This is a genomic window from Pseudomonas sp. 43NM1, assembly GCF_002836905.1.
In the GTDB taxonomy this organism is placed as follows: domain Bacteria; phylum Pseudomonadota; class Gammaproteobacteria; order Pseudomonadales; family Pseudomonadaceae; genus Aquipseudomonas; species Aquipseudomonas prosekii.
Genome location: NZ_MKGS01000148.1, coordinates 20,024 through 36,693 on the forward strand (window position 1 = coordinate 20,024; position 16,670 = coordinate 36,693).

The 16,670-nt window shown below is 59.4% G+C and carries 11 protein-coding genes; 8 read left to right on the plus strand and 3 right to left on the minus strand.

Annotated features, from left to right (window positions below):
* Positions 1–117: 117 nt before the first annotated feature.
* Entirely contained in the window at positions 118–1,077 is a 960-nt protein-coding gene (locus tag BI292_RS16465; protein WP_101208495.1) for a DMT family transporter, read from the plus strand.
* A gap of 122 nt (positions 1,078–1,199) precedes the next feature.
* Here the strand turns inward: BI292_RS16465 and BI292_RS16470 are convergent, their stop codons facing one another.
* Positions 1,200–2,594, minus strand: coding sequence for a class II fumarate hydratase (locus BI292_RS16470; protein ID WP_101208483.1), 1,395 nt, complete (start codon positions 2,592–2,594; stop codon positions 1,200–1,202).
* A gap of 192 nt (positions 2,595–2,786) precedes the next feature.
* Here BI292_RS16470 and BI292_RS16475 point away from each other — a divergent pair, with 192 nt between their 5' ends.
* The 5 genes from BI292_RS16475 to BI292_RS16500 all read left to right on the plus strand — a co-directional run bounded on the left by BI292_RS16475 (position 2,787) and on the right by BI292_RS16500 (position 7,312).
* Positions 2,787–3,311, plus strand: a complete 525-nt coding sequence (locus tag BI292_RS16475; RefSeq protein ID WP_092279375.1) for a DUF2059 domain-containing protein — start codon at positions 2,787–2,789, stop codon at positions 3,309–3,311.
* A gap of 12 nt (positions 3,312–3,323) precedes the next feature.
* The gene (locus BI292_RS16480) at positions 3,324–3,623 is read left to right on the plus strand and encodes a BolA family transcriptional regulator (RefSeq protein ID WP_101208484.1); all 300 of its coding nucleotides are present in this window, start codon (positions 3,324–3,326) and stop codon (positions 3,621–3,623) included.
* A 282-nt stretch (positions 3,624–3,905) separates the two neighbouring features.
* Positions 3,906–4,847 (plus strand): rhodanese-related sulfurtransferase, encoded by a 942-nt coding sequence (locus tag BI292_RS16490; RefSeq protein ID WP_101208485.1) that lies wholly within the window; start codon positions 3,906–3,908, stop codon positions 4,845–4,847.
* Positions 4,848–4,887: 40 nt separating this feature from the next.
* The gene (locus BI292_RS16495; RefSeq protein ID WP_178076591.1) at positions 4,888–5,490 is read left to right on the plus strand and encodes a DsbA family protein; all 603 of its coding nucleotides are present in this window, start codon (positions 4,888–4,890) and stop codon (positions 5,488–5,490) included.
* Positions 5,491–5,518: 28 nt separating this feature from the next.
* Positions 5,519–7,312, plus strand: a complete 1,794-nt coding sequence (locus tag BI292_RS16500; RefSeq protein WP_178076590.1) for an ABC transporter ATP-binding protein — start codon at positions 5,519–5,521, stop codon at positions 7,310–7,312.
* Positions 7,313–7,341: 29 nt separating this feature from the next.
* On the opposite strand, the gene BI292_RS16505 is transcribed toward BI292_RS16500, so the two are convergent.
* Complete coding sequence (locus BI292_RS16505; protein ID WP_101208486.1) at positions 7,342–11,982, minus strand: hypothetical protein; 4,641 nt, start codon at positions 11,980–11,982, stop codon at positions 7,342–7,344.
* A 297-nt stretch (positions 11,983–12,279) separates the two neighbouring features.
* Between BI292_RS16505 and BI292_RS16510 the strand changes: the two genes are divergently transcribed.
* Positions 12,280–14,739 carry an EAL domain-containing protein gene (locus tag BI292_RS16510; RefSeq protein ID WP_101208487.1) on the plus strand — a complete coding sequence of 820 codons (2,460 nt, stop codon included), beginning with the start codon at positions 12,280–12,282 and terminating at the stop codon, positions 14,737–14,739.
* Between the two features lie 78 nt (positions 14,740–14,817).
* On the plus strand, positions 14,818–15,579 hold the full coding sequence (locus BI292_RS16515) for a TenA family transcriptional regulator (protein ID WP_371918735.1): 762 nt from the start codon (positions 14,818–14,820) through the stop codon (positions 15,577–15,579).
* 134 nt (positions 15,580–15,713) lie between these two features.
* On the opposite strand, the gene BI292_RS16520 is transcribed toward BI292_RS16515, so the two are convergent.
* Positions 15,714–16,640: a GGDEF domain-containing protein gene (locus tag BI292_RS16520; protein WP_092279389.1), complete on the minus strand. Its 927-nt coding sequence runs from the start codon at positions 16,638–16,640 to the stop codon at positions 15,714–15,716.
* Positions 16,641–16,670: the final 30 nt, after the last annotated feature.

The window sequence follows — 16,670 nt, forward strand, 5'->3', positions numbered from 1 at the left end:
CGGCATCTGACCTTGCGACCTGCACAGTTTCATTTGCGTCAGCGCGTAACTGTCCCTGTGTTGCGCCCGAGGCTGCGCCTAGAATGGCGACTCTTGCCAATGGGCGTCGGGGGCAGCATGCACATTTCATCGGGTCGCTGGGTTTATGGATTGTTCCTCGCGTTACTGACAGCGCTGCTGTGGGGCATTTTGCCGATCAAGCTCAAACAAGTGCTGCAAGTGATGGACCCGGTGACGGTGACCTGGTTTCGTTTAACTGTTTCTGGCGGTTGCCTGTTCCTGTACCTCGCCGCCACCAGGCGTTTGCCGAGCCGCAAAGTGCTCGGCCCCAAGGGCGGCTGGCTGGTGCTGATGGCGGTGCTCGGGCTGGTCGGCAATTACGTGTTGTACCTGATGGGCCTCAACCTGCTGAGCCCTGGCACCGCGCAACTGGTGGTGCAAATGGGCCCGATCATGTTGCTGATCGCCAGCCTGTTCGTGTTCAAGGAGCGTTTCAGCGTAGGGCAGGGGATCGGCCTGCTGGTGCTGCTGATCGGTTTCGGGTTGTTCTTCAATCAGCGTCTCGCGGAATTGCTCACCTCCCTGACCGATTACACCGCTGGCGTGTTGCTGGTTTTGCTCGCGTCCACGGTTTGGACCTTCTACGCGTTGGGGCAGAAACAATTGCTGACGGTGTGGAATTCGTTACAGGTCATGATGGTGATTTACCTGTTCTGCGCACTGCTGCTGACGCCGTGGGTGCACCCGCTCGAAGCACTGAGCCTGAGCCCTTTGCAGGGTTGGTTGCTGCTGGCGTGCTGCATGAACACCTTGATCGCCTATGGCGCATTCGCCGAAGCGCTGGCGCATTGGGAGGCGTCGCGGGTCAGTGCGACGTTGGCGATTACGCCGTTGGTGACGTTTGTCGCGGTGGCCATCGCGGCGTGGGCCTGGCCGGAATACGTGCATGCCGAGACCATCAATGGCCTGGGATATGGCGGGGCAGTGTTGGTGGTACTCGGTTCGGCGCTGGTCGCGCTGGGGCCTTCATTGATTGCGGGGCTCAAGGCTCGGAAAGCCCGAGTTGTGGTCGGCTGAAGATTTTCAGTGTCGCCAATCGCGAGCAAGCTCGCTCCCACATCTGGACGCATTCTCCTGAGAGTTCGCGGTCACCTGTGGGAGCGAGCTTGCTCGCGATGGCGTGACAGTCACCGCAAATCTCAGCCCTTGGCGCCCGCTTCGAGCATATTCTCCGGCCGCACCCACGCATCAAACTGCTCGTCAGTCAGATAACCCAACTGCAACGCCGCTTCACGCAAGGTCAGACCTTCGCTGTAAGCCTTCTTGGCGATTTCCGCCGACTTGTCATAGCCAATGTGCGGATTCAGCGCCGTCACCAGCATCAAACCCTGCTCCAGGTGCTCAGCCATTTTCCCGGCATCCGGTTCCAGCCCGGCGATGCAATGTTGCTGGAAGTTGCTGCAACCATCGGCCAGCAGCCGAATCGACTGCAGCAGGTTGTGGATGATCACCGGTTTGAACACGTTCAATTGCAGATGACCCTGACTCGCGGCAAAACCGATTGTCACGTCATTGCCCAGCACCTGACACGCCAGCATCGACAGCGCTTCGCACTGCGTCGGGTTGACCTTGCCGGGCATGATCGAACTGCCCGGCTCATTCGCCGGCAGTTTCACCTCGGCAAAACCGGCGCGCGGCCCGGAACCGAGCAGACGCAAGTCGTTGGCGATTTTCATCAGGGCCACGGCGAGGGTCTTCAGCGCGCCGGACAACGTCGTCAGCGGCTCGTGGCCGGCGAGGGCGGCGAACTTGTTCGGCGCGGTCACGAATGGCAGGCCCGACAACGCGGCCAGTTCGGCAGCAATAGCCTCGCCAAAACCGTGCGGCGAATTCAGCCCGGTGCCGACTGCGGTGCCACCCTGAGCCAATTCACAGACTTGCGGCAACGCGCTGCGGATCGCCCGTTCGGCGTAATCCAGTTGCGCAATAAATGCCGAGATCTCTTGGCCGAAGGTGATCGGCGTCGCGTCCATCATGTGCGTGCGCCCGGTCTTCACCAGTTTCATGTGGCGCGCCGACAGCTCGGCGAGGCCACCGGACAACTCGCTGATCGCCGGCAGCAAGCTGTGCTGCACCGCTTGCACGGTGGCGATGTGCATTGCGGTCGGGAAACAGTCGTTGGAGCTTTGCGAACGGTTGACGTGGTCGTTCGGGTGCACCGGCGACTTGCCGCCACGCGGGTTGCCGGCCAGTTCGTTGGCACGACCGGCGATCACTTCGTTGACGTTCATGTTGCTTTGCGTGCCGCTGCCGGTCTGCCAGACCACGAGCGGGAATTGGTCGTCGTGGCTGCCGTCGAGCACTTCGTCGGCGGCTTGTTCGATCAGCCGGGCAATGTCGGCGGGCAGGTCGCCATTGCGATCGTTGACGCGCGCGGCGGCTTTCTTGATCAGGGCCAGAGCGTGCAGCACCGGCAGGGGCATGCGTTCCTCACCGATGGCGAAGTTGACCAGCGAACGTTGAGTCTGTGCGCCCCAGTAGGCCTCCTCGGGGACGTCAACTTCACCAAGGCTGTCGGTTTCGATACGGCTCATCGGTCACACTCCTGTAGGTCTGATTGCGCAGTTTAGGCCGTGTTCGGCGCTTGTGGTTCCATCAGTCTGTTTTCTGACCGCTGGGCCTTACAAATCAAGCCCTGTAAGGCTTGGGGGTTGAGCCATGGCGTTTTTTAGGCGCAGAATGGTCGCCCTTGGGGTTTTACCTCGCCTGCTAGAAAAGGAAACTCGATGACTCGTCTTCGTGCCATCTGTACCGCGGTTGCACTGGTTTGCGCCAGCGGCCAGGTTTTTGCCGATACCGCCAGCCACAACGCCAGTGCCGAAGCTTTCCTGACCCTGGCGCACGCTGACAAATTGGGCACTCCGGTGTACATGCAAGTGCAGCAAATGTTCGCTCAGCGCTTTGAGCAGACCAAAGCCCCGGCGTCGAAAAAAGCCCTGCTGGAAACCTATCAGGCCAAGGCCAACGCCGCGCTGGACCAAGCCATTGGCTGGAACAAGCTGAAGCCGGACATGGTCAAGCTGTACACCACCAACTTCAGCGAGTCCGAGCTCAAGGACCTGGTTGCTTTCTACCAGTCGCCACTGGGCAAGAAAGTCCTCGAAAAAATGCCGCAGCTGACTCAGCAATCGGCGCAGATGACCCAGGCCAAGCTTGAAAGCGCGGTCCCTGTGGTCAACAAACTGCTGGCCGACATGACTGCCGAGCTGGAGCCTAAAGGCGCCGCCGCTCCAGCCAAGAAAAAGCCTTAAGCGGAGTTCGGTATGACCATGCAACAACGCATCGAATCGACGCTCGGGCTGCTGCAGCCCGAGCACCTGCAAGTGCTCGATGAAAGCCACATGCACAGTCGCGGGTTGCAGACGCACTTCAAAGCGGTGGTCGTCAGCCAGCAGTTCGAAGGCCTCAATCGCGTCAAGCGGCACCAGAAAGTCTATGGAACGCTGGGCGAACTGATGGGCGAATTTCATGCGTTGGCGCTGCATACCTACACGCCGGAAGAATGGGCACAGATCGAAACGGCCCCGGCCTCACCGACCTGTGCCGGCGGCAGCAAATACTGATGTGATGGGCTGAGGCTTGCTGTGGCGAGGGGGCTTGCCCCCGTTCGGCTGCGAAGCAGTCGTCGAACCGGCACATGCGATTGGGCTGATACACCGCAGTGATCCTGTATTTTCAGGGCCGCTGCGCGACCCGACGGGGGCAAGCCCCCTCGCCACAAAAAGCGATTCACAGTCCTGAAACCACAGTATTTTTGCTAGAATCCGCAACGCGCCGCTTACCCGGCGCGTTTTTTTTCGCATCCGGTTCACCCCTTACGAGGGTAGCCACCTGGAGAATCACCCATGACACAACAGATTGTCGTGGCGGCACTGTATAAGTTCGTCACTTTGGAAAACTACGTCGAGATGCGCGAGCCATTGCTGCAAGCGATGGTCGACAACGGCATCAAAGGCACCTTGCTGATCGCCGAAGAAGGCATCAACGGCACCGTTTCCGGCAGCCGCGAAGGCATTGACGGGCTGATGGCCTGGCTCAAGAACGACCCACGCATGGACGACATCGACCACAAAGAGTCGTACTGCGAAGACCAGCCGTTCTACCGCACCAAAGTCAAACTGAAGAAAGAAATCGTCACCCTCGGCGTCGATGGCGTGGACCCGAACAAAACCGTTGGCACCTATGTCGATCCAGAAAACTGGAACGCCTTGATCAGCGATCCGGAAGTCCTGTTGATCGACACCCGCAACGACTACGAAGTGGCGATCGGCACCTTCGAAGGCGCCATCGATCCGAAAACCACCAGTTTTCGCGAATTCCCCGACTACATCAAAGAACACTTCGACCCGGCCGTGCACAAGAAAGTCGCGATGTTCTGCACCGGCGGCATTCGTTGCGAAAAGGCTTCGAGCTACATGCTCAGCCAGGGTTTCGACGAGGTTTATCACCTCAAGGGCGGCATCCTCAAGTACCTCGAAGAAGTGCCGCAGGAAGAAACCAAATGGCAGGGCGACTGCTTTGTGTTCGACAACCGCGTGACCGTGCGCCATGACCTGAGCGAAGGCGACTACGATCAATGTCATGCCTGTCGTACGCCGATCAGCGCCGAAGACCGCGCATCCGAGCACTACGTGGCTGGCATCAGTTGCCCGCATTGCTGGGATAAGCTGAGCGAGAAAACCCGTCGCAGTGCCATCGACCGGCAGAAGCAGATCGAGCTGGCCAAGGCACGCAACCTGCCGCACCCGATCGGTTACAACTACAAGCAAACCCCTTCCGAGGCTTGAATCCATGTCTGCCCGCCGCCTGCTCTACGTGATGGACCCGATGTGTTCATGGTGCTGGGGCTTCGCGCCAGTGGCCGAAGCGCTGGTCGAACAGGCGCAGGCAGCGGGGGTGGAATTGCACTTGGTGGTCGGCGGTTTGCGCACCGGCAGCGGCTCGGCGCTTGAGCCGACCACTCGGCGCTACATTCTTGAGCACTGGCAAGCGGTCACCGAGGCCACAGGCCAGCCGTTCAAACGCGAGGGCGCATTGCCCGACGGTTTTGTCTACGACACCGAACCGGCGTGCCGCGCCGTGGTAACTGCGCGCAGTCTGGCGCCCGATTGCGCGTGGAAACTGCTGGGGCTGATCCAGCACGCTTTTTATGCCGAAGGTCGCGACGTCACCCACGCCAGTGTGCTGGTGGAATTGGCCGAACAGGCTGGCGTACCGCGCATCGAATTCGCCGCCGCGTTCGACCGCGCCGACCAACACGCCGCCACCGCCGCCGATTTCACCTGGGTGCAGGACTTGGGCATCGCCGGTTTCCCGACCTTGCTCGCCGAGCGCGATGGCCAACTGGCGTTGCTGACCAACGGCTATCAACCCTTGAGCGAACTGTCGCCGCTGCTCGGCCGCTGGCTGGAGCGCGCTGCCTGTGCCTGATGTGCCTAATGGCTTGCCCGATGATGCGCTGGCGCCCAAGCATGTCGATCGACTGAGCTGGGCGGAAATCCGCCGACTGGCCTTGCAGCACAAAAAAGCCTTGTGGATCGCCAACGGTGTCGCCGTACTGGCGACTTTGTGCAGCGTGCCGATCCCGCTGCTACTGCCGTTGCTGGTAGACGAGGTGCTGCTCGGTCACGGTGATTCGGCGCTGAAAGTCATGAACCACGCCTTGCCCGACGCTTGGCAGAAGGCTGCCGGTTACATCGGTTTGATGTTGCTGGTGACCTTCGTCCTGCGCTGCGGCGCGTTGCTGTTCAACGTGGTGCAGGCAAAACTGTTTGCCGGGCTGGCCAAGGACATCGTCTACCGCATCCGCGTGCGCCTGATCGAGCGGCTCAAGCGAATTTCCCTCGGCGAATACGAAAGCCTCGGCAGCGGCACGGTGACTACGCACTTGGTTACCGACCTCGACACGCTGGACAAATTTGTCGGCGAAACCCTCAGTCGTTTCCTCGTGGCGATGCTGACGCTGGTCGGCACCGCGAGCATTCTGGTGTGGATGCACTGGAAACTGGCGCTGCTGATCATGCTGTTCAACCCGTTGGTGATCTACGCCACGGTGCAGTTGGGCAAACGCGTCAAACACCTGAAGAAACTCGAGAACGACAGCACATCAAGGTTCACCCAGGCACTCACCGAAACCCTCGATTCGATTCAGGAAGTGCGCGCCGGCAACCGTCAGGGGTTTTTCCTCGGGCGCCTCGGCCAGCGTGCCCGCGAAGTGCGCGATTACGCGGTGACTTCGCAGTGGAAAACCGACGCGTCGAACCGCGCCAGTGGCCTGCTGTTCCAGTTCGGCATCGATATCTTTCGCGCGGCAGCGATGCTCACCGTGCTGTTTTCCGACCTGTCGATCGGCCAGATGCTCGCGGTGTTCAGCTATCTGTGGTTCATGATCGGCCCGGTCGAGCAGTTGCTGAATCTGCAATACGCCTTTTATGCCGCTGGCGGCGCGCTGTCGCGGATCAACGAACTGCTCGCGCGTGCCGATGAGCCGCAATACCCCGGCGGCATTGACCCGTTTCAGGGGCGCGAAACCGTCGGCATCGACATTCAGGGTTTGAGTTTCAGCTATGGCGACGATTTGGTTCTGGACCAGATGCACCTGAGCATTGCGCCCGGTGAAAAAGTCGCAATTGTCGGCGCCAGTGGCGGCGGCAAAAGTACCTTGGTGCAATTGCTCCTGGGCTTGTACACGCCGCTGGCCGGGAGCATTCGTTTCGGCGGTTCGACCCAGGAAGAAATCGGTTTGGCCACGGTGCGCGAGAACGTCGCCGTGGTGTTGCAGCATCCGGCGCTGTTCAACGACACCGTGCGCGCCAACCTGACCATGGGCCGCGAACGCAGCGACGAAGCCTGCTGGCAAGCGCTGGAAATCGCCCAGTTGGACGCCACCGTGCGCGCCTTGCCAAATGGGCTGGACAGTGTCGTCGGCCGTTCCGGGGTGCGCCTGTCCGGTGGTCAGCGCCAACGGCTGGCGATTGCGCGGATGGTGTTGGCCCAGCCGAAAGTGGTGATTCTCGACGAAGCCACGTCCGCGCTGGACGCCGCCACCGAGTACAACCTGCATGAAGCGTTGGCGCGTTTTCTCCATGGCCGCACCACGTTGATCATTGCCCATCGCTTGTCAGCGGTTAAGCAGGCGGACCGGGTGCTGGTGTTCGACGGCGGGCGCGTGGCCGAGGACGGCGATCACCAGCAATTGATCGCCGACGGTGGTTTGTACGCCAAGCTTTACGAGCATTTGCAGCGCCTGTAGGTCGATGCCACGGCGTCACTTGCGCGGCATCACTTCCACAGCACCTCCAACGCATTCTGCCCGCCGTCGTAGCCAAACTCCTTGATCACCACCGAACAACTGCCACACGGCGGCATGGTGGTGGCGATGCTCACGGATTTGATCATGGCGCGCTCGGGGTATTTTTCGCGAATCGCGCTGATCAACTTGGCTTCGCTGTCCAGCGAGGTCGGGCGCGCGGTCATCTGCGGGTAATACGTCTCGATGTTCTTGATTGTCAGCGGCACCGCCAGCAGCTTGCCTTCGGGTGTCAGATCCAACGCGGTGCGAACCAACGTCTGGCCGGCATCAATGTTGAAATAAGTGGTGCCGTTAATGGTCATCTGGTCTGAATGAAAGGGCGGCCGGAACAGCGGCAGATAACCGGTCAACCCTTGCGCACCGGACACGCTGACGTACACCTCGCGGGCGCCGGATGCCGTTACCACTTCGGCATAAGCAATGTTTCTGGCGCGCACGCTACGTAGTCTGTAAGGAAGGGTTTTCTGAAACTCCTGCATGACCGCGTTGATTTTCAAGTCGCTGTTGGCCCTCACCTGAATGGTTTCCCTGACAAACAACGTGTCGAAAATCTCGGCGGTGCGCTGGCGGAAAACCTCCGGCGCCTCTCTGCTGCGTGACCACGACGTCGCGCCTTCCGGCAGGGTGCTGACGATCATGCGCGTGGAATGGTCGAAAAACACCGCTTCGCCCGGGCTGGTCTGCACCGAGAGCCATTTGAGGGTGTCGGGTGGATTGGCATGCCCGCCGATGGGAATCGCAATCTCGTCCATGGTTTTCAGCGCCCGGTCTACCGCGTCAACGCCGTGGATACGCGCGACGTTGTTGGCGTTCAGCGAACCGGTGTAGACCTGTTTCAGCTCATCGCGGAGCTCGGCGGACAGTGTTTCGGCTTTCTTCAGCGTCAACAGTTCATGGGGCATTTGCCCCTTGATGCGCTCGGCGACATAAAAGTCGCCAGCGTTCAGGCGAGTGAAAATGTAGTGCCTGGAGCCGTCGCTGGCCTCGACCACAATCGCCCCGACCCGCAGGTTATCCACCAGCGGCTGACCCGGCACCGGCAAACTGACCATCACCCGGCCAAACATCGCTTGCTGAAACTCCAGCGTGGCCTGGAGCGTGGCGTGCCGGGCGATAGTCGAGGCCAGCATCGGTGGGCGATCAGTCGCCGGGGTATAGATGACGTCGCCAAACCACAGTGCCCAAGCTCTGCTTTCGTCGTAGTCGCCAACCGCCAGCGTCGGTGCCGGGTCACGCGTGACGTAGCGGGTCTCGCAGACGCCTGAATCCGGGGCTCGACGCAACTGGCAGGGGTGTCTTTTTAGCCCTTGATCGTCGATCAGGTCGGCGCGATGTAGCTTATCGTCGTCGAGACGGTAGGGCGCTTCGTCGATCAGCAGCGTGGTCCTGCCATCGACCTCAAGCAGTTCGCGCACACGGACGCTGCTCGGTACATCGACCACGGCGTGGCTGTCGGTCATGTGCAGCGCACGGTAATACGAGCGCCCCGGCGACAGCTCGCCGGATTTGGTGGCTAACGTCGGCCCGTAGGGTTTTGACGACAGCGGATCGACCAGTCGGTAGTCGGATTTGCCAGAAACCGCCAGATTGCGCGCAGGCACGTCGTCGATGCCTTTCACGCGCACCAGTTGATCGCCTTCGGCCCGCGGTTTCCAATGGCCAACGTCGGTAATTTGCGGATGGCTGCGGACCAGGTCGTAGCGACCTGCGCGCCCCAGCAACTGCAAGAATGTGCGTCGCCCGGCCCGGCTGGCTTTGTTCAAGACATGGCCCAGACCGGCCAGCAATGAAACCGGGCCGTCCAGCGGATTGAAATTGTCCGCCAGCGAAATCATCAGTTCCATCGTCAGCAACTTGAACGAGGGCAATGGCGCCCGGAGTGCCTGCTGGCCGGTGCGGGTAATCAGGCGCACCGAACCGGATGCGTATTTGCCGACCGGCAATACGAACGAGAGTGTGTCGGCGAACAGGCCGAAAGCGCCCTGGATCCAGCGCGTCTTGTCGTTTGAGGCCAGGTCGTCGAGGCTGCCCCAGAAAGGCACCAGGGATTTCGCCAGTTCGATTGCTTTTTTGTACCAGTCGGCCTTGCGTTCGGGCTCGGTCTGTCCGTAAGCGGCGTCGCGCAGGGTTTTCGGGTCGATGAATAACAGTTGGGAGGCGATGGCATGACTGATATCGACGATGCGCGGCGAGGTCAGTGTCTGTGCGACGCGCAGCGGGTTTATTTCGGTGGCCGTGGCGGCGGCGAGCGTTTCGCCTAACGGTTCAATGATTGCCTGGCAACGCGCGTTGGGCGTGGGAACAGTTCCGGTGGCATGCGCCTGCCAGTCGAAAGGCAGGTCGGTGTGACGGCGAACTTCAACGGAAACATTCAGCGACTTTCTCAGCGACCAACGCTCGGTTGTCAATCCGTCAGTCAACCATTCAGGTGTCAATTGGCCGAGGCACCGAATCACGCCAGCCTTGGGCAACAATTCGTAGTGAGTGATCCGGCTCGCGTAGTCAGCCTCGAGGATCAGCCCGTAGCGAGCCCGCAGCGGCAAAATCTTTTCCGCCGTTTCATGCTGGACCTCGACCCCGCTGGTTTGCTTTCTGAGGCTGTAGATCCGGACTTCGCCCAGTTGCAGCGCCAGGCGATCCGCATTGGGCAAGGATGCAATCAGGCTGGTGATAAGGGTTTGGTAGGCGCCAGTGGTGCGCTGCAAATAATCGGCGAACTCGGTCTCGAACAGCGCCTTCACATCCGGCATTCTGGCCCGGGGCGAGATGACCAGTGGACGGCCTGCGAAGGATTTTCCGGGCGCCGGCCAAGCGGCTTCGGTTTTGATCGTGCGTTGTTCGTCAATCCGAATCCATTGCTTGCCCACGGTCACGCCATCGCCCTCGGTGACGAACCAGGTGTCGTGGCGATCAAACAAACCGGACGCCAACACATCGAGGAAGGAATACACGTCGTAATCCTTGCCTTCGAGATAAGGCGCATCCAGCACACGAGGAAGGTGACGGCCGATCCTCCTCGCGAGCTTTCGACCGTCCGCGAGGAACGCCACTTTGCCGAAGATCTTTTCCATTTCTCTTTGTGCAATGTTCAGACGCTGCACGGGTGCTTCGTTCAACTGCTTGACGGCTTTGTCGATTTCATCCGTGTATTTGTCTAACTGGGCCAGCGCTGTTTCAACATCGTTATGTGTGTATTGTTCGCGAGGTTTGGCGGCAATCACCGCATAGGTTTCTGCCCAGTCCAGTGTTGGTTGAAGTTTGGCCAGGGCAATGTCAGCCGTTCGGTCTTCGGTGGTACTTTCTGCCAGCGCAATCGGCAGGTTGACCAGTTGCTGGAACGTCAGACTCTCGAGCAATCGGTGATCAATGAACTTGATCAAGTTCACCCCCGTCACAAAGTTGACCCAGACGATCGAACTTCTGTAGGAAATATCATCGGGAATATCCCGCACACGAAACTCGGCAGGCCATTGCCGCAGGAATAATCGCGCAATCACAACAGCCTCTTTCTCGCAGGCTGCACGGTGCGTGGTTATAAGGTGTTGTTCAAATTCGTGACGAATAGTCTGATAACTTTTCCCCCAGTTTGTCTGCGCCTGCCAGGCATAACCGGCAATCGCCGAGGAGTTTTCATCACTCGGTTCACTGAGCCATAGTTGCAAGGCCTGGGCGACCAGTTGTGTGCGAACCATTGGCGAAGTCTCTTCACCGGGAGCGGCCCCGTACCATCCCATGGTTAGTAACAGCAGTGTGCTCAATCGTTGCGCTTCGGCGTTGTGCAAAATCTTTTGCAAGTAAACAGTAGGCGTGGCCCGAACTTGCTCCAACGTTGCGTCACCAAGTACTTCATTGGCCAGCCAGGTCAGGGGCGAGGTATGGCTTGGCGGGATAAACGCTGTCACGGTTTCGATTATTTCCTTGCGGACAATCTCGGTGTGCACCTGTTGTATATCGACTTTGGTCGGCTCGGCAGATTCTCGCCGGCTCGCGCGAAATGCGCTGCGATCCTTATCAGTGGGCCGGCGTCTGAGCGCGAGGATATTGAAGTCGTCTTCGAGTCGCAGATGATGGCTGGCGATTTTTTCCTGCACATGCTGGATCGCGGCGGGGTGCTGTTGCGGGTGTCTGGGCGTCCAAGGTGCCAGGCCGTAAAACCTGCACATCCTTTCCAGGCTGACCATTTGATTGGAATTGATCTGCCCGCCCAATAAAGAAGCCGCGCGTTCGATTCGAGGTTTCAGCACTTGCCAACTGGCTTGCTCGGTCAATGGCAAAGTGACTTTGCTGCCATCCTCCATCCAGCCTCGGTACACGTATTTGCCGTTCTCCAGCGTAACGCTCAGGTCACCCTGTTTGATCTGCCGTCGGCTGCACATGTCGATGTAGGGTCTGTCGCGCAGCAGGTTCCACAGCGCATTAAGCCCGTCCTCGCTGACCCGGCGCAGCGGTGAAAAGGCCCCGATCATCAGCGGATTGGCGAGGTGCACAACGCTGGGCGGCTCGTTCATCGCGGACAGTATCAGTTGGTAGTCGTGCAGCTGGCCGGTATGCAGTTGCGCCTCGGTGGGAAAAGTGGGCGGGAACAGGCCACTGGGAGTGATGGTTTGCATGAGCGTCCTTGTCTTGATCGTTGGTCAGAGGGGCGGCGGCGGGATTAGGTGCAATTACAAACGATCGGAGGACGGCGCTGGCGGTACATAGTTATCGCGGCAGACGTTATCGAGTTGGAATTTCTGCGCAGCGCTGTTGACCAAGTTTTGCCCCATCTACGCTCAACAAACGTCATTTATGGGGAACTGACCACATCGTGAGCAGCGGCTTCCTTGCGAGGAGTGCGAACGCCTCCTAGTCTTGCGACAGTGGTCGGATCTGGATGATGATCAGGCAGTACCTATGCAAGGGACCTCATGAAGCCAAACCGGACTCTCGGAACGCCGCGATTGTTGGGCATCGTCTGGCCGTTTATTGCCGTTGTGCTGTTTCAGGCGTTGCTGGGTGGCGTCAGCCTTTATGTGCTGTCGGCCGTTCGCGGCTATGTCGCCGGTGAAAGCCTGTGGTCCAAGGGCCAGAAAGACGCGATCTATTACCTCAACCTCTACGCCGACAGCCGCGACGAGGCGATCTACCTCAAATACCAGAATGCGCTGACCGTGCCTCAAGGTGGGCATGAGCTGCGCCTGGCGCTCGATAAACAACCGCCGGACCTCGACGCCGCGCGGGTCGGCATTCTCAAGGGCGGCAATCATCCTGACGACGTCGCCAGCGTGATCTGGCTGTACCTCAACTTTCGGCATTTCAGTTACCTGGAAAAAGCCATCGACCGCTGGAAGGTCGGCGATGCCTATCTGGTGCAGCTGGACAACGTCGCGCAGCAAATGCACCAACGCGTACTGAATGACCAGGCCAGCGCCGCCGATATCCAGCGCTGGAAAGCGCAGATTTTCGCCATCAATGACGCCGTCACCCCGGCCGCCCGGGCTTTCAGCGATGCGCTGGGCGAAGGGTCGCGGTTGATTCTGCGCTTGCTGCTGGTGACCAACCTGGCCACAGCGCTGGGGCTGATCGTGCTGGCGTTGCTGCGCACCCACAAGTTGCTCAAGCAGCGCCACGCTTTCGCCGACGCGCTGCAACTGGAAAAAGAACGCGCGCAAATCACCCTGCAGTCCATCGGCGACGGCGTGATTACCACCGACGTCGACGGCGCGATTGCCTACATGAACCCGGCCGCCGAGGCGCTGACGCACTGGAAAGCCGAACAAGCGACCGGTCTGCCATTGGCGGCGCTGTTCAATCTGCTCGACGAGAATGCGCAGACTGACGGCTTCACGTTGATCGAAAGAATTTTGAGCGGCCAGCTCAGCGGCGGCAGCGAGCACTCGAAACTGCTCCAGCGCCTCGACGGCAGCACCGTTTCGGTGACCTTGGTGGGCGCGCCGATCAGCAACGCCGGCAAGGTCAGCGGCACGGTCCTGGTGCTGCACGACATGACGCAGGAGCGGCAATACATCGCCAATCTGTCGTGGCAAGCGACCCACGACGCTTTGACCGGGCTGGCCAATCGTCGCGAGTTCGAGTATCGCCTGGAGCAGGCGCTGCACAATCTGACGCGCCAGACCGGGCGCCATTCGCTGATGTTCCTCGACCTCGATCAGTTCAAGCTGGTCAACGACACCAGCGGCCATGCGGCGGGAGACGAGCTGCTGCGGCATATCTGCGTATTGTTGCAATCGGATCTGCGCGAAGGTGACACCCTGGCGCGGCTGGGCGGCGACGAGTTCGGCATTTTGCTGGAAAACTGCGCGCCGGAAGCCGCGGAGAAAATCGCCGAAGTGCTGCGCCAGACCGTGCAAAACCTGCATTTTGTGTGGAAGGGCCGGCCATTCCTGACCACAGTAAGCATCGGCCTGGTGCATGTGGCGCAAACCCCGACCACCCTCGAAGCCTCGCTGCGCGCCGCCGATATGGCCTGTTACATGGCCAAGGAAAAGGGCCGCAACCGGGTTCAGGTCTACCATGCCGATGATTCGGAACTGTCGATGCGCTTCGGCGAAATGGCTTGGGTGCAGCGCTTGCACATGGCGCTGGAAGAGAACCGCTTCTGTTTATACGCCCAGGAAATTGCCCCGTTGGGGCATACCGAGAAGGCTGGCGGACATATAGAAATACTCTTGCGCCTGCATGACGAAGCCGGGCGCATGATACTTCCCGACAGTTTCATTCCGGCCGCTGAACGTTATGGTTTGATGACATCGCTGGATCGTTGGGTTGTCGAGAATGTATTCAAGATCATCGCGCAATGTATAGCGCAACAACATAAGGCGCCGTTAGCCATGTGTGCGATTAATCTGTCAGGCATTACTATCGGAGATGAGGCGTTTTTGCACTTCCTGCGTGAACAGTTTGTTACTTACGCTATTCCTCCTGAAATGATTTGTTTTGAAATTACCGAAACCAGCGCTATTGCGAATTTGGCGAGTGCGATCAGATTTATTAATGAACTCAAAGGTTTAGGCTGCCACTTTTCACTGGATGACTTTTGCGCCGGAGTGTCTTCATTCGCTTACTTGAAACATTTACCTGTAGACTTCCTGAAGATCGACGGGAGTTTCGTTAAGGACATGTTGGACGACCCGATTAACCGGGCAATGGTCGAAGTGATTAACCATATCGGCCATGTCATGGGTAAGCGCACTATCGCCGAGTTTGTCGAGACACCGCAGATCGAGCAGGCACTGCTCGAGATTGGTGTTGATTACGCTCAAGGGTATGTAATCGAACGCCCGCAATTGTTTACCTGCGACAGTTTGCTAAGTCGTCCGGCCAGACCGCAACCGCTGTTGTTCAAGGCGCCTGGCACGTTCCGTTGAACATCTCTCGTTGATCTGACAATCACAATCAAAAGGAGCCGAACAGTGATCGATACATTCAACCGAACCGGACCACTCATGGAAGCTGCGAGTTACCCAGCCTGGGCACAGCAACTCATCGAGGATTGCAGCGAGAGCAAGCGCCGGGTAGTCGAACACGAACTGTATCAGCGCATGCGAGACAACAAACTCAGCGCCAGGACCATGCGTCAGTACCTCATCGGTGGCTGGCCAGTTGTCGAGCAGTTCGCGTTGTATATGGCACAAAACCTCACCAAGACCCGCTTTGCCCGCCATCCCGGCGAAGACATGGCGCGGCGCTGGCTGATGCGCAACATTCGCGTCGAACTCAACCACGCCGATTACTGGGTGCACTGGAGCCGTGCTCACGGGATCAGCCTGGAAGATTTGCAGGCACAGCAAGTTGCCCCGGAACTGCACGCGTTGAGCCATTGGTGTTGGCACACCAGTTCGTCGGATTCGCTGATCGTGGCGATTGCCGCGACCAACTACGCGATTGAAGGCGCGACCGGCGAGTGGTCGGCAGTGGTTTGTTCCAGTGGCGTCTATGCAGCGGCGTTCCCGGAAGAGGATCGCAAGCGCGCGATGAAATGGCTGAAGATGCACGCTCAGTACGACGATGCCCACCCGTGGGAAGCGCTGGAAATCATCTGCACCCTGGCCGGGATGAACCCGAGCAAGTCACTGCAAGTGGAATTGCGCCAAGCGGTGTGCAAGAGCTACGACTACATGTTCCTGTTCCTTGAACGCTGCATGCAGCTGGAACATGCCGAACGTTCGTCGGTAAGCCGTGAGCGAATGGCGCTGGTCGAAGGCTGAGCTTAGCGTCACCGCAAGCAACTGTGGGAGCGAGCTTGCTCGCGATGCAGACAACTCGGTGTAAGCGGCATACCGAGTTATCGTTCATCGCGAGCAGGCTCGCTCCCACATTGATGTGTGCGGCTGCCGAAGACTCAGCCCGCCATCGCCAGGCGATTACGCCCCTCGCGCTTGGCCACGTACAGCGCGCTGTCTGCGCGACGCAGCAAGCTTTCGGCGGATTCGCCGGGCAGCAACGTCGAGCAACCGAGGCTGACGGTCAGGTCGATCATCTGCCCATCGGCGAGATATTCCTGAGCCTGCGCGGCAAAGCGCAAGCGCTCGCCGACCATCGCTGCTGCCTCACGGGGCGTGTTGGACAGCAGTATCAAAAACTCCTCACCGCCAAAACGGAACACCATGTCGACATTGCGCAACTGGCTTTTGATCGAGGCTGCGACGGCTTTGAGCACTTCATCACCAGCGCTGTGGCCGTGGCTGTCGTTGACGCGTTTGAAGTGGTCGATATCGAGCATCAGCAACGACAACGGCTGCATATGCCGGCGGGCCATTTCAATTTCGCGTTGCAGCGTCTGGTCCATGGCGACGCGGTTGCCGGTGCCGGTCAGCGGATCGCGCAGAGCGCTCTGGGTCGCCGCGCGGTAGAGCAGGGCGTTGCGCATCGGGAACAGCAGCGCCGACAGCAACGATTCCAGATGACCTTGTTCCTGCTCGCTGAAACGCTGATTGCGGCGGAACACCAGTTCACCCAAATGCTCGCCTTCGTGGCTGAGGTTATAGCTGACGGTATGGTGACCGCGCTGACCGAATTCCAGGCGCAAATCGCTGGTCTGGTGGCGGTAACTCAAAGCATCCAGCGGCACGAGGCGCTGAATTTCGCGAAAGAACAGGCCCAGAATGCGTTGTGGCTCAAGGCTGGTCTGCAATTGCAAACCCAGTTGCTGGCGCAATTGCGCAAGGCTGACCGGCCGTTCCAGAAGCGCAGGCTGTTGACCGAAGCCCAGGCGTTGCAATTTCGCACGATCGAAGTCAATTGCGTTGGTCTGGGATGGAGATTTCATATGGCGTGAGCCCCTAAGCAGTAAGGCTGT